General features: G+C 73.0%; 26 protein-coding genes and 3 pseudogenes. 12 read left to right on the plus strand and 17 right to left on the minus strand.

Features of this window, described 5'->3' with window-relative positions:
- Positions 1-63: 63 nt before the first annotated feature.
- Positions 64-795, plus strand: coding sequence for a hydrogen peroxide-dependent heme synthase (hemQ, locus tag ACFP2V_RS24625; protein ID WP_381216536.1), 732 nt, complete (start codon positions 64-66; stop codon positions 793-795).
- A gap of 121 nt (positions 796-916) precedes the next feature.
- Here the strand turns inward: hemQ and ACFP2V_RS24630 are convergent.
- The 6 genes and pseudogenes from ACFP2V_RS24630 to ACFP2V_RS24655 form a co-directional block, all read right to left on the minus strand.
- Positions 917-1477 (minus strand): annotated as a pseudogene (locus ACFP2V_RS24630) (alpha/beta hydrolase); the annotation flags it as partial.
- Positions 1471-2358: a TIGR04222 domain-containing membrane protein gene (locus tag ACFP2V_RS24635; protein WP_381216539.1), complete on the minus strand. Its 888-nt coding sequence runs from the start codon at positions 2356-2358 to the stop codon at positions 1471-1473. The pseudogene ACFP2V_RS24630 and the gene ACFP2V_RS24635, both read right to left, overlap by 7 nt.
- Positions 2359-2495: 137 nt before the next feature.
- Positions 2496-3827 (minus strand): MbnB/TglH/ChrH family RiPP precursor modification enzyme, encoded by a 1332-nt coding sequence (locus ACFP2V_RS24640; protein ID WP_381216542.1) that lies wholly within the window; start codon positions 3825-3827, stop codon positions 2496-2498.
- A gap of 212 nt (positions 3828-4039) precedes the next feature.
- Positions 4040-4582, minus strand: a complete 543-nt coding sequence (locus ACFP2V_RS24645; RefSeq protein ID WP_381216545.1) for a hypothetical protein — start codon at positions 4580-4582, stop codon at positions 4040-4042.
- A gap of 767 nt (positions 4583-5349) precedes the next feature.
- A complete protein-coding gene (locus ACFP2V_RS24650; RefSeq protein WP_461089043.1) occupies positions 5350-5721 on the minus strand; it encodes a YunG family protein in 372 nt (123 codons plus the stop codon).
- Positions 5722-5891: 170 nt separating this feature from the next.
- Entirely contained in the window at positions 5892-6620 is a 729-nt protein-coding gene (locus tag ACFP2V_RS24655; protein ID WP_381216548.1) for an aminoacyl-tRNA hydrolase, read from the minus strand.
- Positions 6621-6751: 131 nt separating this feature from the next.
- Between ACFP2V_RS24655 and ACFP2V_RS24660 the strand changes: the two genes are divergently transcribed.
- Complete coding sequence (locus tag ACFP2V_RS24660; protein ID WP_381216742.1) at positions 6752-6880, plus strand: hypothetical protein; 129 nt, start codon at positions 6752-6754, stop codon at positions 6878-6880.
- Positions 6881-6885: 5 nt separating this feature from the next.
- Here the strand turns inward: ACFP2V_RS24660 and ACFP2V_RS24665 are convergent, their stop codons facing one another.
- Positions 6886-7731: a polysaccharide deacetylase family protein gene (locus tag ACFP2V_RS24665; RefSeq protein ID WP_381216551.1), complete on the minus strand. Its 846-nt coding sequence runs from the start codon at positions 7729-7731 to the stop codon at positions 6886-6888.
- Positions 7732-7872: 141 nt separating this feature from the next.
- Here ACFP2V_RS24665 and ACFP2V_RS24670 point away from each other — a divergent pair, with 141 nt between their 5' ends.
- On the plus strand, positions 7873-8271 hold the full coding sequence (locus ACFP2V_RS24670; RefSeq protein WP_381216554.1) for an ArsR/SmtB family transcription factor: 399 nt from the start codon (positions 7873-7875) through the stop codon (positions 8269-8271).
- Entirely contained in the window at positions 8268-8756 is a 489-nt protein-coding gene (locus ACFP2V_RS24675; RefSeq protein ID WP_381216556.1) for an SRPBCC family protein, read from the plus strand. Before ACFP2V_RS24670 ends, ACFP2V_RS24675 begins: the two co-directional genes overlap by 4 nt.
- A gap of 54 nt (positions 8757-8810) precedes the next feature.
- On the opposite strand, the gene ACFP2V_RS24680 is transcribed toward ACFP2V_RS24675, so the two are convergent.
- The 3 genes from ACFP2V_RS24680 to zapE form a co-directional block, all read right to left on the minus strand.
- Entirely contained in the window at positions 8811-10235 is a 1425-nt protein-coding gene (locus tag ACFP2V_RS24680; protein WP_381216559.1) for an alkaline phosphatase PhoX, read from the minus strand.
- A gap of 133 nt (positions 10236-10368) precedes the next feature.
- Entirely contained in the window at positions 10369-11376 is a 1008-nt protein-coding gene (locus tag ACFP2V_RS24685) for a slipin family protein (RefSeq protein WP_381216562.1), read from the minus strand.
- A 134-nt stretch (positions 11377-11510) separates the two neighbouring features.
- Positions 11511-12623, minus strand: a complete 1113-nt coding sequence (zapE, locus tag ACFP2V_RS24690) for a cell division protein ZapE (protein WP_381216565.1) — start codon at positions 12621-12623, stop codon at positions 11511-11513.
- Between the two features lie 37 nt (positions 12624-12660).
- On the opposite strand from zapE, the gene ACFP2V_RS24695 reads away from it, so the two are divergent.
- From ACFP2V_RS24695 to msrB, 4 genes are all read left to right on the plus strand, one after another.
- Positions 12661-13491 carry a pyrimidine reductase family protein gene (locus ACFP2V_RS24695; protein ID WP_381216568.1) on the plus strand — a complete coding sequence of 277 codons (831 nt, stop codon included), beginning with the start codon at positions 12661-12663 and terminating at the stop codon, positions 13489-13491.
- A 250-nt stretch (positions 13492-13741) separates the two neighbouring features.
- A complete protein-coding gene (locus ACFP2V_RS24700; RefSeq protein WP_381216570.1) occupies positions 13742-14215 on the plus strand; it encodes an indole-3-glycerol phosphate synthase in 474 nt (157 codons plus the stop codon).
- Between the two features lie 101 nt (positions 14216-14316).
- Positions 14317-15723, plus strand: coding sequence for a UDP-N-acetylmuramate--L-alanine ligase (gene murC, locus ACFP2V_RS24705; protein WP_381216574.1), 1407 nt, complete (start codon positions 14317-14319; stop codon positions 15721-15723).
- Between the two features lie 53 nt (positions 15724-15776).
- Positions 15777-16184, plus strand: coding sequence for a peptide-methionine (R)-S-oxide reductase MsrB (msrB, locus tag ACFP2V_RS24710; protein WP_381216577.1), 408 nt, complete (start codon positions 15777-15779; stop codon positions 16182-16184).
- Between the two features lie 101 nt (positions 16185-16285).
- On the opposite strand, the gene ACFP2V_RS24715 is transcribed toward msrB, so the two are convergent.
- Complete coding sequence (locus ACFP2V_RS24715) at positions 16286-17701, minus strand: hypothetical protein (protein WP_381216580.1); 1416 nt, start codon at positions 17699-17701, stop codon at positions 16286-16288.
- A 113-nt stretch (positions 17702-17814) separates the two neighbouring features.
- Between ACFP2V_RS24715 and ACFP2V_RS24720 the strand changes: the two genes are divergently transcribed.
- Complete coding sequence (locus ACFP2V_RS24720; protein ID WP_381216583.1) at positions 17815-19173, plus strand: molybdopterin-dependent oxidoreductase; 1359 nt, start codon at positions 17815-17817, stop codon at positions 19171-19173.
- Positions 19174-19185: 12 nt separating this feature from the next.
- Positions 19186-19701 carry a hypothetical protein gene (locus tag ACFP2V_RS24725; RefSeq protein ID WP_381216586.1) on the plus strand — a complete coding sequence of 172 codons (516 nt, stop codon included), beginning with the start codon at positions 19186-19188 and terminating at the stop codon, positions 19699-19701.
- A gap of 75 nt (positions 19702-19776) precedes the next feature.
- Here ACFP2V_RS24725 and ACFP2V_RS24730 read toward each other — a convergent pair whose 3' ends face one another.
- From ACFP2V_RS24730 to ACFP2V_RS24740, 3 genes are read right to left on the minus strand one after another with little or no spacing between them, the layout of a single operon-like run.
- Positions 19777-20544, minus strand: a complete 768-nt coding sequence (locus ACFP2V_RS24730) for a class I SAM-dependent methyltransferase (protein WP_381216589.1) — start codon at positions 20542-20544, stop codon at positions 19777-19779.
- Positions 20541-21176, minus strand: a complete 636-nt coding sequence (locus ACFP2V_RS24735; RefSeq protein WP_381216592.1) for a TIGR04282 family arsenosugar biosynthesis glycosyltransferase — start codon at positions 21174-21176, stop codon at positions 20541-20543. The genes ACFP2V_RS24730 and ACFP2V_RS24735 overlap by 4 nt, the downstream gene beginning before the upstream one ends.
- Positions 21173-21844 (minus strand): glycosyltransferase family 2 protein, encoded by a 672-nt coding sequence (locus tag ACFP2V_RS24740; RefSeq protein ID WP_381216729.1) that lies wholly within the window; start codon positions 21842-21844, stop codon positions 21173-21175. The genes ACFP2V_RS24735 and ACFP2V_RS24740 overlap by 4 nt, the downstream gene beginning before the upstream one ends.
- Before the next feature lie 197 nt (positions 21845-22041).
- On the opposite strand from ACFP2V_RS24740, the gene ACFP2V_RS24745 reads away from it, so the two are divergent.
- Together ACFP2V_RS24745 and ACFP2V_RS24750 are read left to right on the plus strand one after the other, a co-directional pair.
- Positions 22042-22764, plus strand: coding sequence for a response regulator transcription factor (locus ACFP2V_RS24745; protein WP_381216595.1), 723 nt, complete (start codon positions 22042-22044; stop codon positions 22762-22764).
- Positions 22765-22766: 2 nt separating this feature from the next.
- Positions 22767-23879, plus strand: coding sequence for a sensor histidine kinase (locus ACFP2V_RS24750; RefSeq protein ID WP_381216598.1), 1113 nt, complete (start codon positions 22767-22769; stop codon positions 23877-23879).
- A gap of 74 nt (positions 23880-23953) precedes the next feature.
- Here ACFP2V_RS24750 and ACFP2V_RS24755 read toward each other — a convergent pair whose 3' ends face one another.
- The 3 genes and pseudogenes from ACFP2V_RS24755 to ACFP2V_RS24765 all read right to left on the minus strand — a co-directional run bounded on the left by ACFP2V_RS24755 (position 23954) and on the right by ACFP2V_RS24765 (position 26268).
- Positions 23954-24955: an NAD-dependent epimerase/dehydratase family protein gene (locus ACFP2V_RS24755; protein ID WP_381216601.1), complete on the minus strand. Its 1002-nt coding sequence runs from the start codon at positions 24953-24955 to the stop codon at positions 23954-23956.
- Between the two features lie 79 nt (positions 24956-25034).
- Positions 25035-25370 (minus strand): annotated as a pseudogene (locus ACFP2V_RS24760) (sensor histidine kinase); the annotation flags it as partial.
- 206 nt (positions 25371-25576) lie between these two features.
- A pseudogene (locus ACFP2V_RS24765) lies at positions 25577-26268 on the minus strand (response regulator transcription factor).
- Positions 26269-26405: the final 137 nt, after the last annotated feature.

Raw genomic sequence — 26405 nt, forward strand, 5'->3', positions numbered from 1 at the left:
ACGTGCGGGACGTCACCGCCACCCGGTGAGAACCCTCCACGGAGGAGCAGGAGAATAAGGGACATGAGTGACGACGCCACCACCCCCGCACCCGACCGGATCCCGAACAAGGGCAAGCTGGCCAAGGACCTGAACGAGGTCATCCGCTACACCCTCTGGTCCGTCTTCAAGCTGAAGGACGTGCTGCCCGAGGACCGCGCCGGGTACGCCGACGAGGTCCAGGAGCTGTTCGACCAGCTCGCCGCCAAGGACGTCACGGTCCGCGGCACGTACGACGTCTCCGGTCTGCGCGCCGACGCCGACCTGATGATCTGGTGGCACGCCGAGAGCAGCGACCAGCTCCAGGAGGCGTACAACCTGTTCCGCCGCACCAAGCTGGGCCGTGCGCTGGCCCCGGTCTGGTCGAACATGGCGCTGCACCGGCCCGCCGAGTTCAACCGCTCGCACATCCCGGCGTTCCTCGCCGACGAGGAGCCCCGCGCGTATGTGAGCGTGTACCCCTTCGTGCGCTCCTACGACTGGTACCTGCTGCCCGACGAGGACCGCCGCCGCATGCTCGCCGACCACGGCAAGATGGCCCGCGGCTTCCCCGACGTGCGCGCCAACACGGTCCCCTCGTTCTCCCTCGGCGACTACGAGTGGGTCCTCGCCTTCGAGGCCGACGAGCTGTACCGCATCGTCGACCTCATGCGGCACCTGCGCGGCTCCGAGGCGCGGATGCACGTCCGTGAGGAGATCCCGTTCTACACGGGCCGTCGCAAGGACATCGCGGAACTCGTCGCGGGCCTCGCCTGAGCGAGTGTGACGGTGACCGGGCCTGCCTGTTCTTGAACGGGGTGGGCCCGATCGGGCTCGACCAGGCCTGCTCAGGCCTGAGCCGGTCAGGTCTGGTCGAGCCTGGTCTGGTCCGGTTCGATCAGGCCGTCGGCCGGGCGGGCGTCGCCTTCCCGGCCGGCGCGACCGCACGCGCTTCCGGTTCCGGGCGCGGTGCGCAGGACGCGCGCCGCGCCGGGACCCGGCCGGTGAGCAGATACGCCTCCAGGTGGCCGTTCACGCAGGCGTTGGACCCGCCCGCGACGCCATGCGTACCGGTGTCCCGCTCGGTCACCAGTGCCGAACCCGCGAGCCGCCGGTGCAGCTCCAGGGCTCCCTCGTACGGGATCGCCGCGTCCCGCTCGGCCGCCAGGATCAGCGTCGGCGGCAGCGCGCCCGCACCGGCCCGTACGTCCAGTGGCCGCTGCCGGGGGGCCGGCCAGAAGGCGCAGGGCAGATTCGCCCACACGTTGGCCCAGGTCTCGAACGGGGCCCGGCGGGCGAGCCGCGTGTTGTCCCGGTCCCACACCTCCCAGTCCGTCGGCCAGGGCGCGTCGTTGCACTCCACGGCGACATACACCGAGCGCGCGTTCTCCGCCTCCATGGCCGCCTCCGGATGCGATTGCGCCTGCTCGACCAGCGGCTCCGGATCGCCCTTCAGGGCTCCCGTACGCTCCCGGGACCGGAACCGGAGTCGGAGCCGGGGTCGTCCCTCGCGCGGTGATGTCCGGATGAGTGGCCGGGACGGTGCCCCGGAGTGCGGCCCGGGTGGTGCTCGCGGTGTGCGAAGGCCGCACGCAGGTCCGGTTCGCCGACCGCGCGGATGCCGTGCACGGCGACCGACGTCAGATACGTACGGTCGTCGTCGCCGGTGCTCACCGAGCGCCGGGGGAGGGCGCCCAGCAGCCGCAGGCCGGCCGGGGAGGCCCAGTGGGTGTGCGGGGGGAGCTCGATCCGCGCGATGACCAGGCAGCTCAGGGTCAGCGTCAACGGCAGTGCGAACCACAGGGCGACCAGATGGCCCGGCAGATACGACGCGGCCGGCACCAGCAGCGCGGCGGCGCCCAGTCCGGCCACGGCCAGCGCGGCGATCCGTACCTGCCGTACGCCGTCGGCGATCGTCGTGGCCGCGCCGTCGGGCACGGCCAGCCCGGCCCGCTCCAGCCGGTCGGCGAGGCCGCGCACCGCGTCCGTCGCCGCCGCGGCGGCCCGCACCGGAGCGATGGGGGACTGCCCCTCCGGCCCGATGACCCCTATCACCGACCGCTCCATGTCGTCCCGCCCGAGCGGATCGACCACGGTCGCCCAGCCGGTGTGGGCCAGCAGCAGCCGGCGCTGGCGCGCCATCGCGACCAGGGTGACGTCGGCGACCCGCCGAGGGCCGCCGGACAGGAACGCCGTCTCGTACAGCGTCAGCTCACGCCCCCCACCCCCGGCCGTACCCACGTCGTGGACGGCCGCCGCGCGTACGGCGGCCAGGCACAACCGTGTGCACGCGGCGCCGGCGACGGCCCACGAGACGAGCAGGAGGAGCACCCAGAGCATGACTTGTTTGTAAACGACACGGTCCCCGAAGCACCATGCCCTGTTCACCATCCGGACAGAGTGTTGTCTGCACGTGACGTTCCGTTTGACGGCCGGGTGCCGGAAACGGACCCCGCTCCGACTGGTGTGCCTCGGCCTCAACGCCGCAGCAGCACCCGCCGCGTGGCGCGCGCCAGCCGCACCGCGGGCCGGCGCGACCGCGGCACCGGCCCGGACCGCTCCAGCCACCACTCCCGCAATTCCCGCAGGGGCACCTGCTCGTCCTGCCGCCCCCGCTGCCCGGAGGCGAGCAGCAACTGCTCGACGAAGTCCAGGGCGTCCTGCCGGTAACCCCCGGTCATCGGCCGCTTCTGGGCATGGGCGAGGAAGGCCGCCCGGTACCGCTCGCCGAGCATCACCGGCAGCTCGGGCGCGACCTTGGCGACGACGTCCGCCCGCTTCGCGGCGAGCGCCCGCGCCTGCACAGCCATCCGCACCCGGTCGAACCCTTCGGGCACGGGTGTCCCGGCGACCAGCGAGGACAGCACCGCCGCCTGGGCGAGCGCCACCCGCTGCCGCGCGGGTTCGCAGGAGCCGGATTCCCTTACGGAGTCGGAGTCGGGGTCGGATCCGGAGCTCTTCGCCTGTGCCGTGCTCCGCGCGGTCGCCCCCTTCTCCACCGCTTCCCGAATGGCCGTCAGCTCCCGCTCCAACTCGCCCGGTTCGGGGAAGTCCTCGTCCCGTTCCAGGAGGACGCCGGGAGGGGAGACGCGGGAGGCGAGGTCGGTGAGGATGTCCAGTACCGGCCGGGGTACGGGGTGGGCGTGGCTGTCGTGCCAGACGCCGTCCCGCTCGACGCCGCCCGCGACATGGACGTACGCGATGGCTTCCAGGGGAAGTTCGGCGAGCGCTCTCGCCGGGTCCTCGCCGCGGTTGACGTGGTTGGTGTGCAGGTTGGCCACGTCGATGAGCAGCCGTACGCCGGTGCGGTCGGCCAGGTCGTACAGGAACTGGCCCTCGGTCATCTCCTCACCGGGCCAGGAGAACAACGCCGCGATGTTCTCCACGGCGAGCGGTACGGGCAGGGCGTCCTGGGCGATCCGGATGTTCTCGCACAGCACGTCGAGCGCGTCCCCGGTGCGCGGCACCGGCAGCAGGTGACCGGCCTCGAGCCGAGGGGAGACGCTGAGCGGTCCACCCGCCCGCACGAACGCGATGTGCTCGGTGACCAGCGGCGCCCCGAGCGCCGTGGCCCGCTCGGCCAGCGCCTCCAGCCGCCCCGCGTCCGGCCGCTCGGCCCCGCCGAGCCCGAGCCCGACCCCGTGCGGCACGACGGTCACCCCGCGCTCGCGCAGCCGCAGCAGCGACTCGGGGAGGTGCCCGGGACACACGTTCTCGGCCACCACCTCGACCCAGTCGATCCCCGGCATCCGCTCGACGTCCCCGGCGATCTCCGGCCGCCACCCGATACCCGTCCCCAGTCGCTCCATGTCACTGCCCCCTCCTCCACCGGCCACCCCGTCGGCCCCCGCCGGACGCCCGCTCGGACGTGACAGGGGTATGGCCCCGAAGTCCGCGCCCGAACCGTGTCGCGGCCACATCCAGAGCAACATTTGAGCTTCCCCGAAGGAGTCGCCGGGCGGTGCCGGGAAAGCGCGTGCGGCGGGGCCCGCCGTTCTGGTCCGGCCCGGACGTACGCGTACTACCAGTGGTCGCCCACAGGGATGTCGGGCGCGAAGTGGGCGACGGTGGCGACCAGCCGGTCCCGGTCAAGGCGCCATCCGGTCACCGGTCGGGAGGTCATCACGACCCCGGCCGGCACCGGAACGAGGCGCCCGAGAACGGCACGGGCCTTCGGGGAGTCCCCGGGCAGGGCCGGAGCGTCCTCCCGCCGGGTGACCCCGACATAGGGCACATGGGCGCCGCCTGCGGTTTGCCGCCAGAGCACCACACCGGTGATGTCGCCCCACGGCACATGGGCGGTGGTGGCTCCGTACCGGGCGGGGTTCCCGCCGAGCAGCACACCTGTCTCGTCCACCCGGAACGCGACCTTGCCGCTCATCGCCATGTACGCCATGAACAGCCCGCCCACGCCGAAGAGCGGCAGACCCAGGAGGCGCATGTACAGCGGCGCGTCCGAGAAGAACAGGACCGCGGTGAAGACGGTGCAGAGGACCACGACCGCTGTGGTCCTGCGGTCCCAGCCGTAGTGCGCCTGGTACACGGGTGGGGTGGTCTCGGCCATGGTCGGATCATGGCGGTGACCGCCCGCAGGGGGAAGTGCTGGGGACGGCGCCGTTCCCGCCCGGCATGGCCTCCGTCTCGGGTGCGGCCGGGGTGAGGCCGCGGACCCGCGGGGCCGGCAGGGCGAAGACCCGGACCAACCTGCGTTGCCTGTTCCTCATCAGGCCGCCGTAGGAGTGGGCCCGCCGGTCCGGACTGACGCTCAACACCGCGGTGCAGGGCTTGTGGACGGTACTGCCGGCCCGGTCGACGGGACGGGACGACGTGGTGTTCGGTGCCACCGTCTCCGGCCGGCCACCGGAGGACGTCGAGGTGATGAGAACGCCAGCTTTCCTCCGGATGACCGGCTGCTCGCCGGTGCGGCACAGTGAACGGCCGGCCTGCTGGCGCAATGCAGGAGGGCTGGTAGCTGCTCGCCGGGGAGTGGACACGGGGCCGCGTCGGCTCGATCGTGTGATGGTTCGTTCGCGCGCTCATGGCGCCCCGGGCCGGCCGGGTCGACGTGAGCGTGCGCTCCGGGACGCCGGGCACGGCGCCGGCGGGCGGGGCCCCCGCTCCACCGGTGGGATGGTTCGGGGCCTCCCCGTCGCCTTGGCCGTACCCGTGGGGCCGGGTCGCGCAGGGAACCGGCCTCCCGGGACCGGACCACGCACGGGAGGCGGGCCGCCGACCCGGGGCCGGGTACGCCGGGGGCCTGGGGGCGCCTCCCACGCCCTTGAGGCGGTGGGGGAGCGCCCAGGGCCGTTCGGGGCGTGCGACTGAGTGGGCTCACTCCCGCTCAGTCTTCAGGAACGGTCCGTCACTGCCACCGGGCTTTCGGGCTTCGGGCGGCCTGCCCAGCCGAGCGGGCCGGCGCCGGCCCGCTCGGAGAGGCTCCGGGAGCCGGCCGAGATGCTCGGTGACGCGCTCGCGCGGCAGGAGGCGTCCCTCCCAGCGGCGGGGCAGGCGGCCCGGCGGGCGCTCGACGACACGGGCGGCCACGACGGTCTGTCCACGCTGGAACTGCTCGCGGGTCAGGTCGAGTTCCACACCGCTGGGCAGCCGGTTCCACCGGTGGAAGCCGCGCTGGGCCCCGTCGACGTGCACTTCGCCGACCATGGGATCGCCGCCGAATACATCGTTGACGACCAAGGCCGTGATGTCACGGTGTCCTCAGGCCGGGTCGTCCGGCTGCCGGTCGGCCTCGGCCTGGTCGTCGGACGAGCAGGTGTCGGCGGCCCAGGAGGCGCGAAGGGCCCTGTCGAGGTCGAGCAGGTTCCACGGAGTCATGCCGCGAGCATCGCAGCCGCCGCTGACACCGAGCCGGGGTGTCAGCGCAGCGACGGGTGGTCCGCGACCACCGTGCAGGAGCCGGGTGCGATCTCGGTGAAGCCCGCGTCGCGGACCGTGGGAAGGCCACTGGTCGTCAACTCGCCCCAGCGGGACGGGGCCGCGGTGCGGACCGTGAGCGGGAAACCGGCCTTCCGCCAAGCCGTGCGTTCCTCGTCCGACAATTCCCACCAGGCCAGTTGGGCGCCGTGGCCCGCCTGGGCCATCGCCTTGCCGGCCGACATGTCGAGGTCGGGGTTCAGCCAGAGGACGGGGGCCGTCGGGTCCGCCGGGGGCGGGGGCTCCGGGTCGTCCAGGTCGGTGCCGGAGACCTGGAGGCGGGCCAGGTCCTTGGGCCAGCCCTCCAGCGGGACGGGCGGGAAGACGCGGACCTGGGCCGACTCGCCGGTGACCGTGATGCCGGCCAGGGCCTCCGCGCGGCGCCATTCCGCGCCGCGGGCCCTGCGGACCACCTTGCGGATGCGGGCGTCCTGCCAGTCGCGCATCGCCTGCGCCCACTCGCCCTCGCCCACCGACCGCTCGTCCGCCAGCATCGTCAGCACCGCGCGGGCCGCCGTCTCCAGCGCGTCCGTGCGGGCCGGGGGCGCCGACCGCTCGATGCGCGCCACCAGGGGCAGCACGAACTGAGGGGCCTCGTCGCGGGCACTGGGCTCGGAACGGAAGGGGCTCGCGGCGGCGGGCGTCCGCTCATGGGTCTGGTCGTTGTCCACCCCGCCAGTCTGCCAAGTCGTGCCGCGCTTTCGTCAGCCCGGGCAGGCCGTGCGCCGTGCCTCCCGCCTCCCCCGAGTTCTCGACTTCGCTCGGACAGGGGCCCATGCACACCGGGCACAGGGTGATCCCCGTGTACGACTCCGGGTACTCCGTCGGCTTCCGGCACAGCACGCACTCCGCGTACGGAGGCACCCCGGCCTTCGGCGGCCTGGTCGCGTCGATCGGGCAGGAGCCGTTCTCGGTCAGGTCTCCAGCGTAGGACGCTCAGCCTCGTTCGCCCGCAGCCGCGATCAGGTCGGAGACCTTCACGAAGCGGTAGCCCTGGCGGCGCAGTTCCGGGACGATCGTCCGTACCGCGCGCTCGGTCGCCGGGGCCGCGCTGCGGGTGCAGTGCAGGACGACGACGGAACCCGGGCGCACTCCGTCCAGGACCTGCCGGGCCACCGCTTCGGCGTCCGTGGCGAAGGCGTCACCGCCGACCACGTCCCACTGCACGGCGGTGACACCGGCCGGGGCGAGTGCCTTCAGCGCCTCGCGGTCGTAGCAGCCGCCGGGGAAGCGGAAGTACGGCATCGGATGCGACACCCCCACCGTGCGGAAGGCCGTGTACGCCCGTTCCACGTCCGCGCGTATCCGGTCCCGGTCGAGGGTCGGCAGGCCGTAGCAGTCGTCCGTGAACGCGTAGTGGCTGTACGAGTGGTTGGCGACCTCGAAGAGCGGGTCCCGGCCGATGGAACGGGCCTGGTCCGGGTACTCTTCGGCCCAGCGCCCCGTCATGAACACGGTGGACGGCACCTTCAGTGCGCGCAGGGTGGCGATCAGCCGGGGATGGTCGAAGCGCTCGCCCGCCGCCGCCCGCGGGCCCTGGTCGGCGGTCATGTCGGCGTCGAAGGTGAGGGCGACGGTCTTCTCGGCGCTTCGGGGGGCGTGCTCGAAGACCGGGGTCAGGCCCGCCGGCCCCGGGGTCAGGGTGGGCAGGCGGGGGGCCGGTGTCGTGGGGGTGGCGGAGGGGGTGGGACGTGGCCGCTGCGCGGGGTGAGGGGCGGCGCAGGCGGCGAGCGCGACGGTGAGGGCGCAGACGGCTGCTGCTCGGTGTACCGGTGTGATCACTACATGAAGATATGAGGGGTGTCGAGTCTTTTCCTTTCTCGCGGGCGGGTGTGGCGTGGTGTCGCTCGGATGGCCGAGCCGTGGCGCTTCCCCGCCCTCCGCTTGCAGGGGGTGGGGTGTGCGAGGCTAACGTGCAACCAAATGGTTGTAGATGGATTGACCGACGAGACCGTGGACCGGCTGTTCCACGCCCTGGCCGACGCGACGCGTCGCGACATACTCCGTCGTTGTGTGCGGGGTGAGCTGTCCGTGTCACGTCTGGCCGAGGCGTACCCGATGAGCTTCGCCGCGGTGCAGAAACACGTCACGGTGTTGGCACGGGCCGGCCTGGTCACCAAGCAGCGCCGCGGCCGGGAGCAGCTCGTGCGCACCGACCCCGACGCGGTGGGCAGGGCGCGGCAGGCCCTCGACGAACTGGAGACGGCCTGGCGGGCGCGCGTGGACCGGATGTCCGGTCTGCCGGCGGGCGACGCCGGAACCGAGGCCGGAACCGAAGCAGGGTCCGGCGACAAGGAATCGACGGAAGGACAGGAACGATGACCGTCACGAGCGTGGACAAGGATCCCGACCGGCTGACCCTCACCGTGATCGCGGACTTCACCGCACCGGTCGAGAAGGTGTGGCAGCTGTGGGCCGACCCGCGGCAGCTGGAGCGCTGGTGGGGGCCGCCGACCTACCCGGCGACCGTGGAGGAGCACGACCTCACCCCGGGCGGGGAGGTCAGGTACTTCATGACCAGCCCGGAGGGCGAGAAGTTCGGCGGCTGGTGGCGGGTCGCGACGGTCACGCCGCCCACCGCCCTCGAATTCACCGACGGCTTCTCCGGCCCGGACGGCAAGCCGAACCCCGAGATGCCGACCACGGCGGTGCGGATGACGCTCAGCGAGCACGAGGGCGGGACCAGGATGGAACTGCGCTCGGTCTTCGACACCCGGGAGCAGATGGAGCAGCTGGCGGAGATGGGCGTGGTCGAGGGGCTGGGGCAGTCGATCGGGCAGATGGACGACCTGCTGGTGGCCGCCTGAGCAGTGTGCGGACCGCCGGGGCCGGCCGGGGCGGCCCCGGCCGGCCCCGTGCCGTCACCGCCGCCAGGGCCCCGTGACCGCGAACGTCGTGCCGGGGGAGTAGCAGTTGACGTACATCGTGCGGCCGTCGGGGGAGAAAGTGACGCCCGCGAACTCGCCCCACTCCGGGTCCTCGGGCGTTCCCCCCGCTGCGGTAGCGGCTGATGTGATCGCCTGGCGGTTGCGGGCCAGCGCGTACACCTCGCCGTGCCGGGTCACGCCGTAGACGTGCTGCGCGCCGCCGCCGTCCTCGCAGACCATCAGGCCGCCGCTGGGGGCGAGGCAGATGTTGTCCGGTGACTCGCCGGGAAGCTGTACGTCGGTGTCCGGCCCGAAGACGATCACCAGGGTCAGCCGGCGCCGGTCCGGGTCGTAGCGCCAGATCTGCCCGTAGTGGTCGCCGGCCGAACCCTCCGCGCTGCGGGCGAAGGACGACACGAAGTACACCGACCGACCGCCCCAGTAGCAGCCCTCCAGCTTCTGCGCGTGCGTGATGCCGCCGGTGCCGAAGTCCTGAAAACGGATGGGTGTTTCGGCGGCCGACGGGTCCGGTACGTCCACCCACTCGATGCCGTCGAACCGGGCGCCCGGCTCCTGGACCGAGGACAGGTCCGGCACCCCGGGCACCCGCATCGCCTGGAGTCGCCCGCCCGCGCGCAGCGAGCCGGTGCCGCCGAGCGGCTTGTGCGGGAGGAACCGGTAGAAGAGACCGAAGGGCCGTTCGAAGGCGTCCTCCGTCTCGTAGACGATGCCCCGTTTCGGGTCTACGGCGACCGCCTCGTGCTGGAAGCGGCCCATCGCGGTCAGCGGCACGGCACCCGTGCGGCGCGGATCGGCGCCGTCGACCTCGAAGATGTAGCCGTGGTCCTTGGTGTAGCCGTTGGTGCCGGCCTTGTCCTCGGTCTCCTCGCAGGTCAGCCAGGTGTTCCAAGGAGTCGGTCCGCCCGCGCAGTTGACGGCCGTACCGGCGATCGCGACCCGCTCGGAGCGCACCCGGCCGCGGGAGTCCAGGGTCAGCGACGTGCAGCCGCCCTTGCCCTCCGGGTCGTAGGTCAGGCCTTCGACCACCGGGACCGGGATCCTGCCGTTCGCGCGGTTCTCGTGGTTGCGGACCAGGTGGACCCGGCCCTGCCCGCCCGCGAAGGCGGCCATGCCGTCATGGTTGGAGGGGACGGGGCCCTCGCCGGAGCGCAGTGCGTCGCCCTCGCGGGAGAGCACCTGGTAGCGGAAACCTTTCGGCAGGTCGAGGAGCCCGTTCGGGTCGGGGACGAGAGGACCGTAGTCGTGGTGGCCCAGGTGCTGCGAGGCGGCGGCAACGGGGGTGAACAGTTCGGAGAGCGCGCCGGAGAACGCGATACCGATGCCCAGAGCGCCGGTACGGGCGAGCAGCCGGCGTCGTGTCCAGGGCAGGAATCCGGTGTCGGACCCTGTTTCTGGCATGCCTGTTTCTGACATGGGGAACCTTCCTGCTGGCGGACAGGAACTGTGGTCCCGCCGTGTCTATCACCTGCCGTGAGTCACGGGAACCACGCGCGGAGCACGTGTCACGTGTCTGTCCGCGGGCGGTCTCGCGTCACGCGTCCGGGGGTGAGGTCGGTGCGGGTGCGGGTGCGGGTGCGGGTGCGGGTGCGGGTGCGGGTGCGGAGCCGGTACCGGGGCCCGTGTCCGCGTCCGTGGCCAGGCGCCCGAAGTCCGGGACCGGGCGATCGGTTTCCAGGGGCCGGTTCCTGCCTTTGTCCCCGTCCACGTTTCCGGCGAGGTCCCCGCCCCGGTCGGCCGGCGGTCCGGGTTCCTCGAGGGCGCGTTCCTGTTGCCCCGGTGGCTGGGCGGCCCGCTCCAGGAAGCGCAGCAGTTCGACGGGGAAGGGCAGGACCAGCGTGGAGTTCTTCTCGGCCGCGACCGCCACGATGGTCTGCAGCAGCCGCAGTTGCAGTGCGGAGGGCGTGTCCGCCATCTGCTGCGCCGCCTCGGCCAGTTTCTTCGACGCCTGGAGTTCGGCGTCGGCGTTGATGACCCGGGCGCGGCGCTCGCGGTCGGCCTCCGCCTGGCGGGCCATGGATCGCTTCATGGTGTCGGGCAGCGAGACGTCCTTGATCTCGACGCGGTCGATCTGCACGCCCCAGCCGACCGCCGGGCTGTCGATCATCAGCTCCAGGCCCTGGTTCAGCATCTCCCGGTTGGACAGCAGATCGTCGAGATCGCTCTTGCCGATGATCGAACGCAGTGAGGTCTGCGCCATCTGGGAGACCGCGAACCGGTAGTCCTCCACGTTGACCAGCGCCGCAGACGCGTCCACGACCTTGAAGTACACCACCGCGTCGACCCGCACCGTCACGTTGTCCCGGGTGATGCCCTCCTGCGCGGGCACCGGCATCGTGACGATCTGCAGATTGACCTTGTGCAGCCGGTCCACGAACGGAACGATCGTCGTGAACCCGGGCTGACGCTCCTCGCGGTGCAGCCGGCCGAGGCGGAAGACCACGCCCTTCTCGTACTGCTTGACGACCCGCGCCGCCGCGGCGAGATAGACGATGCCCGCGGCACCGGTGGCGACGACCGCGGTGAGCAGTTCCTCGACCATGACGACCTCCCGTCAGAGGCCTGTTCTCTGACCTTATGGTCACTCCTGCCACGATATGCCCGCCGTCCCGGTCGGGGCCACGGGTGAGGTCAGGCAGCTGGAGCGGGGCCGGGGGAGCGGGGCCGGGGAGGGCCCTACGGGGTTCCCGTGAGCCGGCCCGCGTCCCGGGCCAGGGCGGTGAGGCGGGAGATGGCCCGGAAGTACTTCTTCCGGTAGCCGCCCTTCAGCATGTCCTCGCTGAACAACTGGTCGAACGGCAGTCCCGAGGCGAGTACGGGCACCTCGCGGTCGTAGAGCCGGTCGGCGAGGACGACGAGACGCAGTGCCGTCGACTGGTCCGGTACCGGCCGGACACCGGTGAGGCACACGGCGGCGAGTCCGTCGGTCAGGGCGCCGTACCGGCTGGGGTGCACCTTCGCGAGGTGGTCCAGCAGGTCCGCGAAGCTGTCCAGGGAGGCGCCCTCGGTGGCGTACGCCGTCTTGGACACCAGTTCGTCGGTGTACGGCGGCGGCGCCTTCGGCAGGCCGCGGTGGCGGTAGTCCTCGCCGTCGATGCGCAGGGCGCGGAAGTGGGCCGACAGGCCCTGGATCTCGCGCAGGAAGTCGGCCGAGGCGAACCGGCCCTCGCCGAGCTTGCCCGGCAGTGTGTTGGAGGTGGCGGCGAGCGCGACGCCCGCCTCGACCAGCTTGCCGAGCAGGGTGGAGACGAGCACGGTGTCGCCGGGGTCGTCCAGCTCGAACTCGTCGATGCACAGGAGCCGGTGACCGGAGAGGGTCCGCACCGTCTGCTGGAAGCCGAGGGCGCCGACCAGGTTGGTCAGCTCCACGAAGGTGCCGAACGCCTTCAGCGCCGGCTCGGCCGGGGTGGCGTGCCAGAGGGAGGCCAGCAGGTGGGTCTTGCCGACGCCGTACCCGCCGTCGAGGTAGACGCCGCGGGGGCCGGCCGGGGCGGGTTTCGCCGCCTTGCCGAAGCCGAACAGCCTGCGCTTGCCGGAACCTGTGGCCCCGGGTCCGCCGAGCCCCGCCGCGAAGCCTTCGAGGACGTGCACGGCCTCGGTCTGGCTGGGCTGGTTCGGGTCCGGTATGTACGTGCCGAAGCGGACCGCGTCGAATCGCGGCGGGGGCACCATCTCGGCGACGAGCCGGTCCGCGGGGACATGCGGCTCACGGGCGCACAGGGACAGCGGGGCAGCTTCGGCTGTGACACCGGGCCGGGAGGCGGGGGAGGCGGGGGAGGAGGACGACACGCTGACTCATACTACGGGGCGTGGAACACTGCACGTCATGCGACGCCTGTTCCCTGTGACCCACGAAACAGCAGCTCCCGGAGTGAGTTCCGGTACGTCCGGCGACGGCGGGGACGACGTCCGTGGCGGTGGTGGTGGCGACGGCGGGGACGGCCGGGAGTGGAGCCCGGCCGAACTGGCGGCCGCGTACGCCTACCCGGAGGCGGCGCCGTGGCTGCGGGCCAACATGGTGTCCACGCTCGACGGTGCCGCTCAGCACGAAGGCCGCTCACAGCCCCTCTCCTGCCCCGCCGACATGCGGATCTTCGGCACGCTGAGGGCGCTGGCGGACGTCGTGCTCGTCGGTGCGGAAACGGTTCGGCAGGAGGGCTACCGGCCGGCACGCGCGCGTGCCGAGTTCGCGGCGGCGCGGGAGGCGGCCGGGCAGGGGCCGGCGGCGGCGATCGCGGTCGTGTCCGCGAGCCTGGACCTGGACTTCTCCCTGCCGCTGTTCACCTCCCCGCTGGTGCCCACTCTGATCCTGACCGGCTCCGCCGCGCCCCCGGACGGGGTTGCGGCCGCCGAGGCGGCCGGGGCCCGGGTCGTGACCGCCGGGGAGGGGGCGGGCGTGGACCCGGGGCGTGCGGTCCGGGCCCTCGCGGAGCGGGGGTACACCCGGCTGCTGACCGAGGGCGGTCCGCGCCTGCTGGGGCAGCTGGTGGCGGCCGGGGTGCTGGACGAGCTCTGCCTGACCGTCGCCCCGATGCTCACCGCGGGGGACGCTCAGCGCATTGCCGGGGGCCCCTCTGTGACACTTCCGCGGCGTTTCACGCTGAAGTCGATGCTGGAGGAGGACGGCTTCCTCTTCACGCGGTACGCGCGGCCCTGATCCAGATGTGACCGGGCGTGGCCAGGTGGGGTCGGAAGCAGCCGCGCCCGGCGGCCGGAAATATCCGGAAACGGGTTCGACGGTTACCGCTGGTCCGGTCATCGGCGGAATGTTTTGTTCCGCTTGATGCCGTGAGGGGCAGACTGAATCCGGCAGTGCCCGTGCGAACACGGGGCAGGATGGTTTCCGCAGGGCCTGGCTCGGCCCACGGGAAAGAGGGCCGCGGCCCTCCGAGGAGAAGGGGCGCCTGGTGTTCACAAGCGTACTGATGATCGAGAAGGCCCTGACGTCCGCCGACGTGGACTTCGTCACCACCCTGCACGGCGACGAGGGGGTCACCTTCCAGGTGCTGCTCCAGCCGCGCGGAGAGCAGGCGGACCGGCTGCTGCGGGCCATCGACGACGTGGCGCTCGGCGAGCTGGACGACGCCGTCCGCGAGGGGGAGACCCCCGAGGGCGAGGAAGCGGAGACCATGGGCGGGCGTGCCCTGGAGGTGTCCCTGCAGGCCCTGCGTACTGCCGGTCACGAGGCCGAGGGCCGCCTGATCGAGGCCCACCCGCTGGACGCGCTGAGAGCGATGGTCCAGGAGGCCGAAGCGGACGAGGTGATCGTGCTCACCGATCCGCACTACGTGGAGGAGTTCTTCCACCGCGACTGGGCCTCCCGGGCCCGGCACAAGGTGGGGGTGCCGGTGCTGAAACTGTTCTCGCACAGCAAGGCATAGGCTGGGGCGGCGCCTTCGCACGAAGGCGCGAGGACCGTCGTCCCGCTCGTCGCACCACTCGTACGACCCGCACCGCTCGTCACCACTGGGGAGAAACACGCATGGCAGCCGGCCTTCCTACCGCCATGGACCGACCGCACTTCATCGGCATCGGCGGCGCCGGGATGTCGGGCATCGCGAAGATCCTCGCGCAGCGCGGCGCCAAGGTGGCCGGCAGCGACGCCAAGGAGTCCGCCACCGCCGAGGCGCTGCGCGCGCTGGGTGCCACCGTGCACATCGGGCACGCCGCCGGGCACCTGGCCGACGACGCGAGCTGCGTGGTCGTGTCGTCGGCGATCCGCGAGGACAACCCGGAGCTGGCCCGCGCGGCCGAACTGGGCGTGCCCGTGGTCCACCGCTCCGACGCGCTGGCCGCCCTCATGGACGGCCTGCGCCCGATCGCGGTGGCCGGCACCCACGGCAAGACCACGACCACCTCGATGCTGGCCGTTTCCCTGACCGAGCTGGGCCGCCGGCCGTCGTACGCCATCGGCGGCGACCTGGACGTGCCCGGTTCCAACGCGCTGCACGGCGACGGCGAGATCTTCGTCGCCGAGGCGGACGAGTCCGACCGCAGCTTCCACACGTACGCGCCCGAGGTCGCGATCATCCTCAACGTGGAGCTGGACCACCATGCCAACTACGCGTCCATGGAGGAGATCCACGAGTCCTTCGAGACGTTCGTCGGCCGGATCGTGCCCGGTGGCACACTGGTGATCTCGTCGGACCACGAGGGCGCGCGGGAGCTGACCCGGCGCCTGCGCGACGCGGCCGGTCCGGCCGGTTCCGTGCGGACGGTGACGTACGGGGAGTCGCCGGACGCCGACGTGCGGGTGACGTCGGTCGTCCCGCAGGGGCTGAAGAGCGAGGTGACCGTCGAGTTCGAGGGCACCCCGCTCACCTTCACGCTGTCCGTCCCGGGCCGCCACTACGCGCACAACGCCGTGGCCGCGCTCGCCGCGGGTGTCGCGCTCGGCATCCCGGCCGCCGAACTGGCCCCGGCGCTGGCCGCGTACACCGGGGTGAACCGGCGCCTCCAGCTCAAGGGCGAGGCGGCGGGCGTCCAGGTCATCGACTCCTACGCGCACCACCCGACCGAGATGACCGCCGATCTGGAGGCGATGCGCGCCGCCGCGGGCGACGCCCGCATCCTGGTCGTCTTCCAGCCGCACCTCTTCTCCCGCACCCGGGAGCTGGGCAAGGAGATGGGCGAGGCCCTGGCCCTGGCCGACTCCTCGGTCGTCCTCGACATCTACCCGGCCCGCGAGGACCCGATCCCCGGCGTCACCAGCGAGCTGATCATCGACGCGGCACGGGCGGCCGGCACGGACGTGACGCCGGTGCACGACAAGACGGAGATCCCGGAGGCCGTCGCGGGAATGGCGAAGCCCGGTGATCTGGTTCTCACCATGGGAGCGGGCGACGTCACCGACCTCGGCCCGCTGATCCTGGACCGTCTGTCGAAGTGAAGTACCGGCAGAAGCAGCAGCAACAGAAGACGTAGGGGAAGGGCTGGACGCACATGTCGTACGACGTGGAGAAGCCGGACGAGCAGTGGCGCGCGGAGCTGTCGCCGTCCGAGTACACCGTTCTGCGCCAGGCGGCCACGGAACCCGCCTTCACCGGTGAGTACACCGACACCAAGACCGAGGGCGTCTACTCGTGCCGCGCCTGCGGCGCCGAACTGTTCACCTCGGGAACCAAGTTCGAGTCGCACTGCGGCTGGCCCTCCTTCTACGACCCGCGGGACTCCGACGCCGTCGAACTGGTCGAGGACCGCTCGCACGGCATGGTGCGCACCGAGGTGCGCTGCTCCCGCTGCGGCTCACACCTCGGACACGTGTTCGAGGGTGAGGGGTACGCGACGCCCACGGACCAGCGGTACTGCATCAACAGCATCTCGCTGAAGCTGCAGCCCGCCGAGGGCTGATCCGCACACCTCGCACCGCACACTGCGCACTACACACCGCACTGATACCGAAGGGCCGCCGGGAATCCCGGCGGCCCTTCGGCGGTCGTCCGGAGCCCGCCCTACCAGCCGGTGCGCAGCAGATGGTTGAGGAGCAGGGCGAGGACCGCCTGCCCGGCGAGCCAGGCGCGCGGGGCGGGCAGCAGGGCACCGGCGGGCAGCAGCCAGAACACGAACGGCAGCCAGATGCGTTCCGTTTCGGCCTTGCTCATCCCGGACAGATCGGCGATCAGCAGCGCGAGCAGTGCCGACAGCACCAGCAGGGCGAGGCGGGGGACCGGGCCGCCGGTGAGCGGGGCGGGCCACCGCCGGGCCGGCAGGCCGCCCACGCACCGGCGCAGTCCCGCCACCGTCGCCGGGCCGGCGATCAGCACCGTGCAGGCGAGGTTCGCCCAGATCCAGTACCCGTAGGGCCGGACCCCGCCCGCTCCCTGGTGGTAGCGGGTCACCAGCAGCCGGTACGCCTCCCACCAGTCGAAGCCCAGGACGGCGAACACCACCGGTACCACCAGGAACCCGGCGACCAGCGGAGGCAGCAGCCGGGGCAGGAACCGGGGCCGCCGACGCCACCGGCCCAGCGGCAGGACCGCCGCGCCGATCACCGCGAACAGCGTCAGCCCGTACGACAGGTACACGGTCAGTCCGAACAGCAGTCCCGAACCCAGGCCGCTCCAGGCCGGCCGGCGCCCGGTCACGGCGAGGGCGAGCAGGGCGAGTGCCCAGGCGGCGACCGCCGTGAAGTAGCCGTCGGCGGACGTGCCCACCCACACCGCGGCCGGGGCGAGCACCAGGAACGGCGCGGCACGGCGGGCCAGGGACTCCTCGGTGAGCGCGCGTACGGCGACCAGGACCGCCGCCGCCGCCGTGGTGCCGACGGTGACGCAGAACGCGCCGGCCCAGCCCCCGCCGCCCAGACCGGCCCGGTCGAGCAGGACGAAGGTGAGGGTCGCGCCCGGGGGATGACCGGCGACATGGGCGGGCCAGTTGTCCGGGGCGTCGAGCAGGATGTGCCCGCTGAAGTCGCGCAGGGCGTCGGGGATGTTGTGGAAGCGGTCGACGGCCCGCAGATACTCGTGCCGCGTCGTCAGCTGCTCGGCGACACCGCGGAACCAGCCGTCGACGAGGGCGAGCGACCACGTCCAGGCCAAAGAGGCCCCCCACACGGTGAGGAGCAGCGGACGCCAGGACAGACGGGCCGCCAGGGACGGGCCGTACGCCACCACGGCGGCCGCCACCACCAGCGCCGCCGGAGTGCCCGGCCCGACGTGCGGCGACCACTGGGCCAGCAGCGGAGGCCAGCCGACGCGCAGCGTGCCGTCGCGGCGCTGGACGGCGTCGCCGATCAGCACGGCGGCCAGGACGAGCAGCGCGGCCGCCACGACCGCGGCGAGATCTCGGACGAGGCCGCGCCGGTCGGGGAAAGGGGCATCGGGGGGAGGGGCGAAGGGCCGGGCAGCCGGGGGATGAACGCGGGTCACGCCGTCACGCTAGGGCGGATGCCCTCCGCCGGGCGGCTGACGGGCGGGGACGTCAGAGTTTCGTCATCGTTCGCCGGCCCTTTCCGGGGGTGCTCCGGTCCTACGGTCGGGGTATGGCACGTTCGTCACGGTCCTCCCTCCCCGAAGGCCTCTCCGCCGGTCCTTTTGCCGCTCTGCGGCGCGGAGGCACCCCGCGCGGCCCGTTCTCGCCGGGCTTCTGGCGCAGCCCGGTGCGCGGTGCCCCGTTCACCTCGGTGCTCGGGCTGGTGCTCCTCGTGGGCATCACGGTCCTGTTCCTGACGGGACTCCTGTCGTACGCCGCGTACAACCCGGACCTGTCCCCGGTGAACGACAAGACCCCCGGCAAGGGGATCCTCGGCTTCTACCTCTCCTCCTGGCCGACCGACCCGCCCTGGCTCTACCGGCTCACCCAAGGCGTCCACGTCACGCTCGGGCTCACCCTCGTCCCGGTGCTGCTGGCCAAGCTGTGGTCGGTGGTGCCCAGGCTGTTCACCCTCCCGCCGGCCCGCTCGATCACCCACGCCCTGGAGCGGATCTCGCTGCTCCTCCTGGTGGGCGGGGCGCTGTTCGAGTTCGTCACGGGCATCCTCAACGTCCAGCTCGACTATCTCTTCCCCGGCTCCTTCTATCCGCTGCACTTCTACGGTGCCTGGGTGTTCTTCGGCGCGTTCGTCGCCCACGCGGTGCTGAAGACGCCGGTGGCGCTGCGCAATCTGCGGCGGCTGCGGGAGGAACGGAAGGGCGAGGGGGAGAGCGACGAGGGGGAGCACGACGTGGGCGTGGGCGTGGGCGGCGGCACGGACGGCCTGACGGCCCCGGAGCCGGATCCGCCGACCGTCTCGCGGCGCGGTGCCCTGGGGCTGGTCGGCGGCGGTTCGCTGCTGCTGTTCGCGACCTCCGCCGGACGCAGCTTCGACGGGCCGCTGCGCGAGACCGCCGTCCTCACCCCGCACGGCGGCCCCGAGCCCGGCACCGGACCCAACGGCTTCCAGATCAACAAGACGGCCGCGTACGCCGGCATCCGTCCGGCCGAGACGAGCGAGGAGGCGTGGCGGCTGGTGGTCGCCGGACGTACGGGAACCGTCCAGCTGGACCGCGCCGGCCTGCTCGCCCTGCCGCAGCACAGTGCGGCACTGCCCATCGCCTGTGTGGAGGGCTGGTCCACCTCCGACCAGTGGTGGCGGGGCGTTCGGCTGCGGGACCTCGCCGCGCTCGTCGGCCACGACGACCCGGTCGACGTCTTCGTGGAGTCGTTGCAGCGCCGTGGCGCCTTCCGGCGCGCCGCGCTGCGCGCCAACCAGGTCGCCGACCCGCGCTCCCTGCTCGCCCTGTCCGTCAACGGCGAGGAGCTGTCTCCCGACCACGGCCACCCGGCGCGGATCATCGTCCCCGGCGCGCCCGGCGTGCTCAACACCAAATGGGTCGCCCGGCTGACCTTCGGCGAGCTGTGAGGAGCCTGTCCGATGACACGATTCGTCCGGTCCACGCGGTACTCGCGGTCCAGGCCGTGCTGTGCGGCAGTGCTCGGCAGCCCTCCCCAGCTCCTCCTGCTGCTGTGCTCGTTCGCCCTGTGCGGGTACGCGGGGGTGCGGCTGCTCGACGGGGACTGGTTCCTGATCGCCCTGTGGTTCGTGGGCGCGGCCGTGCTCCACGACCTGGTGCTGCTGCCGCTGTACGCGGCGGCCGACCGCGCGCTGGTGAAGAGCACCGGCCGGCACCGGGAGTGGGTCAACCACGTACGGGTTCCGGCCGCCCTGTCGGGCCTGCTGCTGCTCGTGTGGTTCCCGCTGATCACGGGCAGGGTGTCGAAACGCTACGCCGGTGCCACGGGACTGTCCGCCGACGGCTACGCGACCCGCTGGCTGATCCTCACGGCGGTCCTGTTCGGTGGCTCGGCGGTTCTGTTCGCCGTGCGGTCCCGGAGACGGCGCCGGCGTCGTGAACACGTGGTGGACGGGCGCCCGCCGGTCGATGGCTGAAGGCGCGCCGGAGGGGACGAGGAGCGGGTGGCCGAGGTGTGGAGCCTCGGCCACCCGACCTTCTTCGTACGAGGATCAGTGCGCAGGCCGGGCCGGTGGCCGGCCGGTGCGCAGTGCGACGAAACAGCGGTCGCCCGTCGACCACTGGGCGTCGGGGTGCCAGCCCGCGCGGTCCGCGTGCCGCAGCAGGGCCGGGGTGCCGAGGCGGGCCCAGGGGAAGGGCGGGCCGGGGCCGCCCCGGGCGTCGGTGACCTGGACCAGGGCGCGCTCGTCGACGTCCGGCTGCGGCGCCGTCTCGGCGATCAGCAGACCGCCCGGTACGAGCAGCTGGGCCAGCCGGTCGAGCAGGGCGGACGGATCACCGCCGATGCCGAGATTGCCGTCCATGAGCAGGACGGTGCCCCAGCGGCCGGTTCCGGGCAACGGGTCGAAGACGGAACGGCACAGCGCCTGCCCGCCGCAGCGGACGGTCCGCGCGACCGCGGCCTCGCTGACGTCGATGCCCAGGCCCCGCCTGCCCCGGGCGCCCAGCGCCGCGACCAGACGTCCGGGCCCACAGCCCACGTCCAGCACCGCGCCCTCGCAGCGCGCGAGCACTTCCAGGTCGGCGGCGTCGGCCGGCGCGCACCACCGCTCGACGTCCAGCGGCAGCAACCACCCGTCCGTACGGCGCAGGAACAGTGGCCCCCGGCCGGTGCGCAGGGCGTGGGAGTAGGGGTCGGCGGACCAGGAGCGCTCGGGAGAGGGCCCTGGCCGGCCGGGCGTCCGCTGACGGCCGACGGGCACGGCCGTCGCCGCCGGTGCGGTCTCCGCCGGTACGGACCCTACCGGTGCCGCGCTCACCGGTGCGTCGCCGTCAGCCGTGCCAGCCGGGCGGCGAACCGCCCGCCCGGTGCCGCGCCGGCGACCACCTCGGCGTCGTACGCCGTGTCCACGTCCCGCAGCCGCGGCAGTTCCCGCACCCTCAGGTGCGCGAGCCGCCGCCGCTGCGCGGCGCCCGTGTCCGGCGTCGACATGGGGACCCCGCGCAGCAGGCCGGGGTCGGGCGAGGCCAGGCCCAGCGCCCAGAAGCCGCCGTCCTCGGCGGGACCGAAGTACGCGTCGCAGTCCGCGAAGTCCACGGTGAGCAGCTCCGGTGTCACCTGGGGCGTGTCCATGCCGACGAGGAGAGCGGGCCCGTCGCACTGCGCGAAGGCCGCGGCGAGCCGCTCGTCGAGGCCGCCCGCGCACTGCGGTACGACCTCGACGCCGACCGGCAGCCAGGGCCCCGGGGCGCCGTCCAGCACCAGTACCCGCCGCCGTGCGGGCGTGCGCACCACGACGTCCAGGGTGTCCGCCAGCGCGGCCTCGGCGAGCCCCGCCGCCTCCCCGGGAGTGAACGGCGGCGTCAGCCGGGTCTTGACCCGGCCGGGGCGGGGTTCCTTCGCGATGACGAGCAGGGTCACAGGGCTGGGCGTGAGGGGAGCCGTGCTCATGAGGCCGCCCCCGTACGTTCCGGCGCCTCGTGCAGCACCCGGCTCATGTCCCGGACGGCCTGGAACGTGCCGCGCCAGGTGCCCGTCACCTTCGAGGCCCCGGAACGGGGCAGGTACGGGACATCGTGCTCGGTGACCCTCCAGCCCGCGTCGGCGGCCCGCACCACCATCTGGAGCGGATAGCCGCTGCGCCGGTCCGTCAGACCGAGGGCGAGCAGGTCCGTGCGCCGGGCCGCACGCAGCGGACCGAGGTCGTGCAGCCGCAGCCCGGTGCGGCGGCGCAGCAGCCGGGCGAGCGCGAGGTTGCCCGCGCGGGCACGGGCCGGCCAGACGCCCCGGGCCTTCGGCCGGCGCCTGCCGAGCACCAGGTCGGCCTCGCCGGCCCGGATCTCCCGCACGAACGGCACCAGGTCGGCCGGGTGCAGAGAGGCGTCGCAGTCGCAGAAGCACACGATGTCGGCGGTGGCGGCGGTCAGCCCCGTATGGCAGGCGGCCCCGAAACCCCGCCGTTCCTCGCGGACGACGGTCGCGCCGAGCTCACGGGCGATCCGGCCCGAACCGTCCGTCGAACCGTTGTCCACGACGATCGCGCGCCAGCCGGGCGGGACATGCTCCAGCACCCATGGCAGGGCCTCGGCCTCGTCGAGACAGGGCAGGACGAGGTCCACGCCCGCCGACGGCTCCCGCGGCGATCCGGACGAGGGAAAGGGGGACGGAGGAAAGGCGGAGGAGGAGAAAGGGGAGGTGGTCACGGGGTTCACCCTACGAATGCGAACCTGGCATACCGGACATTGTCTTCTTACGAAACGCGGACGTCGGCGCCCGGTCCCCGACGTCCGCGTGCGCGTGGTGCGAGGCTGGCCGCATGGAGCAGCAGCAGTCACCCGCGGAGTCCGGCGCCCGGGTCCTCGTCGTCGACGACGACCCCACCGTCGCCGAGATCGTCTCGGGCTACCTCGACCGCGCCGGATACGTCGTCGACCGGGCCGGCGACGGTCCTGACGCGCTCGCCAGGGCGGCGGACCACTGGCCGGACCTCGTCGTGCTCGACCTGATGCTGCCCGGCATGGACGGCCTGGAGGTGTGCCGCCGGATGCGCGGCCGGGGGCCCGTGCCGGTCATCATGCTCACCGCGCGCGGCGACGAGGACGACCGCATCCTCGGCCTGGAGGTCGGCGCCGACGACTACGTGACCAAGCCCTTCAGCCCGCGCGAACTGGTGTTGCGCGTGGAGTCCGTACTGCGCCGCACCCGCTCGGCGTCCTCTCCCGCGTCCGGGGTCCTGCGCGCCGCCGGACTCCAGATCGACCCCGCTGCCCGCCGCGCCACCAAGCACGGCACCGAACTGGCCCTGACCATCCGCGAGTTCGACCTCCTCGCATTCCTGCTGCGCCATCCCGGCCGGGCTTATACCCGGGAGGAGCTGATGCGCGAGGTGTGGGGCTGGGATTTCGGCGACCTGTCCACCGTCACCGTCCACGTACGGCGGCTGCGAGGCAAGGCCGAGGACGATCCGGCGCGGCCCCGCCTCATCCAGACGGTGTGGGGCGTCGGCTACCGCTTCGACCCCGCGGCCGGGGAGGAGTGAGCATGCGCGACACGCTGCTCATCGCCCTGTTCGCCTTCCTCGGCGCCGCCGCGGCCGGGGTGCTCGGCGCGTGCGTCCTGCTGCTGATCCGGCGGTGGACGCTGACCGCGCATCTCGCGGTGGTCGCGGCCGTCGCGGTCACCGCGATGCTCGCGGGCACGCTGGCCGTCGCGCAGGCGATGTTCCTCTCGGCACACGACCTGACCGTGGTGACGACCGTCGTCGCGATGGCCGCCGTCGTCTCCATGGCGACCGCGCTGCTGCTCGGCCGCTGGGTCGTCGCCCGCAGCCGGGACCTGGCGCTCGCCGCCCGTTCCTTCGGTGACGGCGGCGACTTCGCCGCCCCCGACGGCCCGGCCACCGCCGAACTCGCGGCGGTCAGCAGGGAGTTGCAGACCACCAGTAACAGGCTCGCCGAGTCCCGGGACCGGGAGCGTGCCCTGGAGGCCTCCCGGCGTGAACTCGTCGCCTGGATCTCCCACGACCTGCGCACCCCGCTCGCCGGACTCCGCGCGATGGCCGAGGCGCTGGAGGACGGCGTCGCCGCCGACCCCGACCGCTACCTCGGCCGGATCCGCACCGAGGTGGAACGCCTCAACGACATGGTCGGCGACCTCTTCGAACTCTCCCGCATCCACGCGGGCGCCCTCACCCTGTCCCTCTCCCGGATGTCCCTGTACGACCTGGTCGGCGACGCCCTCGCCGGTGCGGACCCGCTCGCCCGCGAGCACGGTGTACGGCTCGTCGGCGAGGGCGTCGAGTCGGTGCCGGTGGAGGTGGACGGCCGGGAGATGAGCCGCGTCCTGGGCAACCTGCTGGTCAACGCGATCCGCCGGACACCGGCCGACGGCACCGTCGCCGTCGCGGCCGAACGCTCCGCCGAGGGCGTGGTCCTGTCCGTGACGGACGGCTGCGGCGGCATCCCCGAGGAGGACCTGGCCCGCGTCTTCGACACCGGCTGGCGCGGCACTCACGCCCGCACCCCGCCCGCCGGCGCGGGCCTCGGCCTCGCCATCGTCCGCGGCCTCGTGGAGGCCCACCGGGGCACCACCACCGTCCGCAACGTCACCGGCGGCTGCCGCTTCGAGGTGACCCTCCCGACGGCGGAGGCCTGAACCCGGCCCGCAGCGGGTCTCAGGCCGCCGACCGCCGACCGCCGACCGCCGACTGCCGTCGGTCGTCGAAGGCTTCAGTCCTCCCGCAATCCCGCCGCCGCGAACTCGCGCATCCCGTCCTCGAAGGTGATCTCCGGCTTCCAGGACAGGTCGGTGTGCAGGCGGGAGGAGTCGGCCGTGATGTGGCGGACGTCGCCCAGGCGGTACTCGCCCGTGACGACCGGTTCCGGTCCGCCGTACGCCGAGACCAGAGCACGGGCCATCGCGCCGACCGTGTGGGGCGTGCCGCTGCCCGTGTTGTACGCGGTGAGCGCGCCCCGCGCCGTATCGGCCTCCAGCGCCGCGACATTGGCCGCCGCCACGTCCCGTACGTGGACGAAGTCCCGGCGCTGGCGGCCGTCCTCGAAGACGCGGGGTGCCTCGCCGCGGGCCAGCGCCGAGCGGAAGAAGGAGGCCACACCCGCGTACGGGGTGTCGCGGGGCATCCGGGGACCGTAGACGTTGTGGTAGCGCAGGGACACCGCGGTCCCGCCCGTCGAGCGGGACCAGGCGGCGGCCAGGTGTTCCTGCGTCAATTTGGTCGTGGCGTACACGTTGCGCGGGTCGACGGGAGCGTCCTCGCCGACCAGGCCGGGGGAGAGGGCCGCCCCGCAGACAGGGCAGACGGGTTCGAACCGGCCGGCCGCGAGGTCGGTGACCGTGCGCGGGCCCGGACGCACCGTCCCGTGCCGGGCACAGGAGTAGCGGCCCTCGCCGTACACCACCATCGACCCCGCCAGGACGAGGCGCCCCACGCCGGTCTCCTCCATGGCGGCCAGCAGCACCGCGGTGCCCAGGTCGTTGTGGGAGACGTAGTCGGGGGCATCGGCGAAACCGGTGCCGAGGCCGACCATCGCCGCCTGATGGCAGACGGCGTCGACACCGGACAGGGCGTCGCGCACGGCACCGGCGACACGGACGTCCGCCGCCGGATCGGTGCGGACGTCGTACACCACGGGCTCGTGCCCGCGCGCCCGCAGCGCCTCCACGACGTGGGACCCGATGAACCCGGCACCGCCGGTGACCATGACACGCATACCCTCACGCTAGGCCCGCGCCCCGCCCCGAAGCAGCTCCGGGCCCCGCATGTCACGGGTCCGTAAGACCCGTCCGGCGTCAAGGGCCCGTGGCACCGGGCCCGGTGAGCGGCAGCCGTACGGTGAAGACGGTCGGCCCCGGCCTGCCGGCGCTCAGCTCGATGTCGCCGCCGTGCGCTCTGACCAGGGACCTGGCGACTGCGAGGCCGAGACCGCTGCCGCCCCGGTCGCGGCTGCGGGCCTTGTCGACCCGGTAGAACCGGTCGAACATCCGCTCCCGGTCCTCGGCCGGGATGCCGGGCCCCTCGTCGGCGATCCGTATCCGCGCGGCGGTGCCGGTGTCGCCGTCGGCGGCGACGGAATCGGAGCCGGAGTCGGACACGTCGACGCGGGTGCCGGGCGGGGTGTGCACGGCGTCCTTGGCCTGCACGGTCTGCACCAGCTTCAGCTGCGTGCCGAGCTGATGCTCCGGATAGTCCTTCATATACATGGTCAGCGTCGCGCCGATGACCGCGAACACGACCAGGGCCGGCACCCTGACGCCCAGCGCCGGCCGGGTGCCCAGCCGCAGCCCCCGGTAGCTCCCCGGCAGCCGCCGCGACGCCTCCCGCGAGCGCCGGATCACTCCGCGGCCCCCCGGATCGAGTAACCGAATCCCCGCACGGTCCGGATCAGCGGTTCCCCGGTGTCGTCGAGCTTGCGGCGCAGTTTGCTGACGGCCAGCTCCACGACATTGGACCGGCCTCCGAAGCCGTACTCCCACACGTGCTCGAGGATCTGCGTCTTGGTCAGCACGGTCGGGGACCGGAGCATGAGGTGGCGCAGTACCTCGTACTCGGTCGGGGTGAGCGACAGTAATCTGCCGCCGCGCCGTACCTCGCGGGTGTCCTCGTCCATCGTCAGGTCCGCCACCCGCAGCACGGGCCGAGCCGCGGACTCGGGCCCGCGGTGCGCCGCAGCACCGTCCGCAGCCGGGCCATCAGTTCCTCCACGGCGAACGGCTTGACCAGGTAGTCGTCCCCGCCCCGGGTCAGCCCCGCCACCCGGTCGGCGACCCCGTCACGGGCGGTGAGGAACACCACCGGCAGCATCGCCCGGGAGCCGCGCAGCCGGTCCAGCGCGCCGAAACCGTCGACGTCGGGCAGCATCACGTCGAGCACCACGATGTCAGGCCGGAACGCGGCGGCCCGACGCAGCGCCTCCTCACCGGAGTGGGCGGTGACGGCCTCCCAGCCCTCGTACCGGGCAACGATCGCCACCAGGTCGGCTATCGGCGGATCGTCGTCCGCGACGGGCAGTCGTACTTTCTCCACCCGCCCAAACTGAGGTACCCGGCCCCGGAGGTGTTTCGAACGGTGGGTTCGAAGGGAGTTTCCCGTGGTGGGCGCTGGGCAGGCGGCGGCGTGGGGCGGCCCGTCCGGCGGCCGGTCGTGCCGGAGCCGAGGGGGAC

This window comes from Streptomyces incanus, from assembly GCF_042656345.1.
GTDB classification, from domain to species: domain Bacteria; phylum Actinomycetota; class Actinomycetes; order Streptomycetales; family Streptomycetaceae; genus Streptomyces; species Streptomyces incanus.

Excerpts from the sequence above, each read along its gene's own strand:
- hemQ (WP_381216536.1), top strand. The coding sequence starts at position 64 with ATGAGTGACGACGCCACCACCCCCGCACCCGACCGGATCCCGAACAAG.
- ACFP2V_RS24635 (WP_381216539.1), bottom strand. The coding sequence starts at position 2,358 with ATGCTCTGGGTGCTCCTCCTGCTCGTCTCGTGGGCCGTCGCCGGCGCC.
- ACFP2V_RS24640 (WP_381216542.1), bottom strand. The coding sequence starts at position 3,827 with ATGGAGCGACTGGGGACGGGTATCGGGTGGCGGCCGGAGATCGCCGGG.
- ACFP2V_RS24645 (WP_381216545.1), bottom strand. The coding sequence starts at position 4,582 with ATGGCCGAGACCACCCCACCCGTGTACCAGGCGCACTACGGCTGGGAC.
- ACFP2V_RS24670 (WP_381216554.1), top strand. The coding sequence starts at position 7,873 with ATGGTTGTAGATGGATTGACCGACGAGACCGTGGACCGGCTGTTCCAC.
- ACFP2V_RS24675 (WP_381216556.1), top strand. The coding sequence starts at position 8,268 with ATGACCGTCACGAGCGTGGACAAGGATCCCGACCGGCTGACCCTCACC.
- ACFP2V_RS24680 (WP_381216559.1), bottom strand. The coding sequence starts at position 10,235 with ATGCCAGAAACAGGGTCCGACACCGGATTCCTGCCCTGGACACGACGC.
- ACFP2V_RS24685 (WP_381216562.1), bottom strand. The coding sequence starts at position 11,376 with ATGGTCGAGGAACTGCTCACCGCGGTCGTCGCCACCGGTGCCGCGGGC.
- ACFP2V_RS24695 (WP_381216568.1), top strand. The coding sequence starts at position 12,661 with ATGCGACGCCTGTTCCCTGTGACCCACGAAACAGCAGCTCCCGGAGTG.
- murC (WP_381216574.1), top strand. The coding sequence starts at position 14,317 with ATGGCAGCCGGCCTTCCTACCGCCATGGACCGACCGCACTTCATCGGC.
- msrB (WP_381216577.1), top strand. The coding sequence starts at position 15,777 with ATGTCGTACGACGTGGAGAAGCCGGACGAGCAGTGGCGCGCGGAGCTG.
- ACFP2V_RS24720 (WP_381216583.1), top strand. The coding sequence starts at position 17,815 with ATGGCACGTTCGTCACGGTCCTCCCTCCCCGAAGGCCTCTCCGCCGGT.
- ACFP2V_RS24725 (WP_381216586.1), top strand. The coding sequence starts at position 19,186 with ATGACACGATTCGTCCGGTCCACGCGGTACTCGCGGTCCAGGCCGTGC.
- ACFP2V_RS24735 (WP_381216592.1), bottom strand. The coding sequence starts at position 21,176 with ATGAGCACGGCTCCCCTCACGCCCAGCCCTGTGACCCTGCTCGTCATC.
- ACFP2V_RS24745 (WP_381216595.1), top strand. The coding sequence starts at position 22,042 with ATGGAGCAGCAGCAGTCACCCGCGGAGTCCGGCGCCCGGGTCCTCGTC.
- ACFP2V_RS24750 (WP_381216598.1), top strand. The coding sequence starts at position 22,767 with ATGCGCGACACGCTGCTCATCGCCCTGTTCGCCTTCCTCGGCGCCGCC.
- ACFP2V_RS24755 (WP_381216601.1), bottom strand. The coding sequence starts at position 24,955 with ATGCGTGTCATGGTCACCGGCGGTGCCGGGTTCATCGGGTCCCACGTC.